This window comes from Actinomadura darangshiensis, from assembly GCF_004349235.1.
Taxonomy (GTDB): Bacteria; Actinomycetota; Actinomycetes; order Streptosporangiales; family Streptosporangiaceae; genus Spirillospora; species Spirillospora darangshiensis.
In genome coordinates, this window is sequence record NZ_SMKY01000505.1 from 1 (window position 1) to 3,685 (window position 3,685).

Consider the following 3,685-nt stretch of genomic DNA (forward strand, 5'->3'; position numbering starts at 1 on the left):
GATCCACCTCACGAGCAACCGCGGCCAGCGCAGCCACCGTCTGCCGAGCGAACACATCAGCGATCTCGACCCGCAACCCGGCCGCCCGAGCACGCGCAACGATCTGCAAGCTCAGAATCGAGTCGCCACCCAACTCGAAGAAGTTGTCTTCGACGCCGACGCGTTCCAGGCCGAGGACCTGCTGCCAGACCTCCGCCAGCGCTCTTTCCGCGGCCGTGCGCGGGGGCAGGTACTCGCCCGCCGGCTCGGCCACGGCCTCGGGGGCGGGCAGCGCGCGGCGGTCGACCTTGCCGTTCGCCGTCAGCGGCAGCCCCTGGTCGAGGACGACGAAGGCGGCCGGGACCATGTAGCCGGGGAGGCGGGAACGGAGGAACTCCCGCGCCTCCGCCACGTCCAGGTCGGCATCGGCGGACCCTGGGACCAGGTAGGCGACCAGGCGCTTGCCTCCGGGGCCGTCGTCGCGGGCGACCACGATGGCGTCGCGGACCGCGGGGTGTTCGGCCAGGGCCGCTTCGATCTCGCCGGGCTCGATCCGGAACCCGCGGATCTTGACCTGCTCGTCGACCCGGCCGAGGAACTCCACGTTCCCGACCGCGTTCCAGCGGGCGCGGTCCCCGGTCCGGTACAGCCGCTCCCCCGGTCGGAACGGGTCGGCCAGGAAGCGCTCGGCGGTCAGTTCGGGTCGGTTCGCGTAGCCGCGGGCGACGCCACCGCCGCCGATGAACAGCTCACCCGGCACACCGATGGCGGTCGGCTGCATGTGCTCGTCCAGCACGAGGGCCCGGGCTCCGGGCAGCGGACGTCCTACGGGGACGAGGCTGTCGTCCGCGCCGGCGCCGTCGGTCAGCGGCATGAACAGCGAGTCGATCGCCGCCTCGGTCACCCCGTACACGTTGCCCGGCACCGCGTTCGGAGCGACCGTGCCCACCGCACCCACCAGAGCGTCCCAGCGCCACACGTCCGTGCCGGAGATCACCACGCGCAGGCTGTCCAGGCAACCCGCCTCACGCGCCCACGCCGCCAGCTCACGCAGGAGCACACCCGGGACGATCTCCGCGATACCGACCCTGTGGCGCGCGATCACCTCATGCAGCGTCTCGACCGACACGCCCTCGGTCTCCGGGAGCAGCACCACTCCGCGGCCCAGGCATAGACCGCGGGTCAGGTCCCCCACCGAGACGTCGAAACCCACACCCGACATCGACAACATCGGGCCACGCTCATCGTCCAGCCCGGCCAGAGTCTCCTCCCAGGCGGCCGCATAGCCCGCCAGCCCCCGATGCGACACCAGCACGCCCTTGGGCACACCCGTCGACCCCGACGTGAACGCCACATAGGCGGCGCTGTCTTCATCGACAACGGCGTCCACGGCGGAGGACTCGGGAAGCAGGTCGATCCGCACGACCGTGCGTCCGGCGGCTTCGGTGTCGGGCCGCGTGCCATCGGTGATGACCACTTCGACGCCGCCGTCGGCCGCCATCAGGCTGAGCCGTTCGGCGGGGTATCCCGCAGGCAGCGGCACATAAACGCCACCCGCCCGCAACACCCCGACGAACGCCACCACCAGATCCACCGAACGGCCCAACGCCACACCGACGCCGACCTCAGCACGCACACCTTGCCCGGCCAGCACCCCGGCCAGCCGACCCGACCGCTCCCACAACTCAGCGAACGTCAGCCGTTCGTCACCGCACACCACCGCCACCACGTCCGGAGACATCTGCGCCCACAACCGCACGCGCTCGACCACCGGCATCGGCCCGGCGGCCGAAGCGCCGGCGGCGTCGCCCAACCGCAGCAGCCGGCGGCCCTCGTCGGCCGACTGCAACGGCACCCGGCCGACCTCCATCTCGGGGTCGGCCGCGACCGCCCCGAACAGCACCTCCAGCTGTCCCAGCAGCCGCTCGACCGTCGTCCCGTCGAAGGCGGCCGTGGAGAACTCCGCTTCGATGCTGAGGGTCCTGTCCAGGTCGGCCGCGAGCATCAGCGGGAAGTTGCTCTGCTCGATCGAATCGAGCCCGCCGACCTCCCCGAGCTCCTGCCCGGGGTCGTCCGGCTCGTCGGTGACCGGGCGCTGCTCCTGCGGGTAGTTGCCGACGACGAGGACGCTGTCGAACAGCGGCGTGCCCGGGGAGACGTGCGCGGCCTTCTGGATCTCGGAGAGAGAGGTGAAGTCGAAGCGCTGCGCCTCCAGCTGGGTGTCCTGCAGGCGGCGCAGCCACTCGATGAACGTTTCGTCCGGCGAGACGTCCGCCCGCAACGGCAGGGTGTTGATGAAGAGCCCCACCATCGACTCCATGCCGGACAGCTGCGGCGGACGGCCGGACACGGTGAGCCCGAACACCACGTCGCGCTGACCGCTGTAGCGGCTCAGCAGGAGCGCCCAGCCCGCCTGGATCACCGTGCTCAGCGTCACCCGGGCGCGACGCGCGAGCGCCTGGAGTGCGCGGGTGCCGCCTTCGGTCAGCTCCAGCCGCCGGCGGTCCTGCGCCCAGTGGTCGGCCGCGGCCCGGTCGACCGGGAGCGGCGTCGGGGCATCGAACCCCGCCAGGTACTCCCGCCAGAAGTCGCGGGCCACCTCGGGGTCCTGGTCCGCGAGCCACTGGATGAAGTCGCGGTAGGGGCGGACGGGCGGCAGTTCCAGCTGCGCACCCCGGAGCAGGCCGTCATACGCCGTGTGCACCTCGTCCAGGACGACCGGCAGGCTCCAGCCGTCGCACAGGCCCTGGAATAGGACCCACACCATCCACCAACGGCCGTCGCCCCGGTTCATCACGTACACGCGGAGCAGCGGCGGCTCGGTGAGGTCGAAGCCGAGGCCGCGGTCGCTCTCCAGGAGTCCGTCGAGGCGGACGCGCTGCTCGTTCTCGTCGTAGCCGGACCAGTCGTGCACCTCGAACGGCACCGTCACGTTCGCGTGCACGACCTGCAGCGGCTCCGGGACGCCCTCCCACACGAATCCCGTGCGCAGCGCGGGATGCCGGTCCACGACGAGCTGCCATGCGCGGCGCAGCTTGGCGGCGTCGACCTGGCCGGTGAACTCGTAGAGTCCCTGTGCCCAGTAGACGCCGACACCGTCGGGGGCCTGGAGGACGTGGAACAGCATGCCCTGCTGCATCGGCGCCAGCGGATAGACGTCGGTCATCTGCGGCGCGACCCGCTCCAGGCCCGACAGCGTCTGCTGATCGACGCGCGCCAGCGGGAAGTCGGACGGGGTGAAGGCGCCGGCGTCCGGGTTCAGGCAGTGCCCGATCAGCTCGCGCAATGCGCTGACATGGCCGTCGGCGAGGCGCTGGACGGTGTCGGCGTGGTGCATGTTGGCGCTGTAGTACCACTCGAAGACCATTCGGCCGTCGTCGGTCTGGGACGCCTCGATCTGCAGCAGGTGCGAACGCGCCCGCCCCTTCTCCGGCCCCGTACTCGGACCGGCGAGCTCGTCAGGAAGCTGCCGGGCGAGCAGATCGTCACTGTCCTCGCCGGCCGCCGCACCGCCGTCCACCGCGCCCATGTAGTTGAAGAGCACCTGTGGTGTCGGCAGTCCGCGTAATGCGCGGAGTTGTTCGCCGTTTTCGGTGGTGTCGGGTTCGGGGGTGATGTGGCGGAGGAGGCCGTAGCCGATGCCGCGTCGGGGGACGCCGCGCAGGTGCTCCTTGACCGAGGAGATGAGCTGGGTGGGGTCGTCGAG

At 71.3% G+C, this 3,685-nt stretch carries 1 protein-coding gene; it reads right to left on the reverse strand.

Going from position 1 to position 3,685, the window contains the following annotated elements:
* Window positions 1–3,685 (reverse strand): non-ribosomal peptide synthetase (locus E1293_RS45520; protein WP_132206152.1); only part of this gene is annotated, 3,685 nt, incomplete at both ends.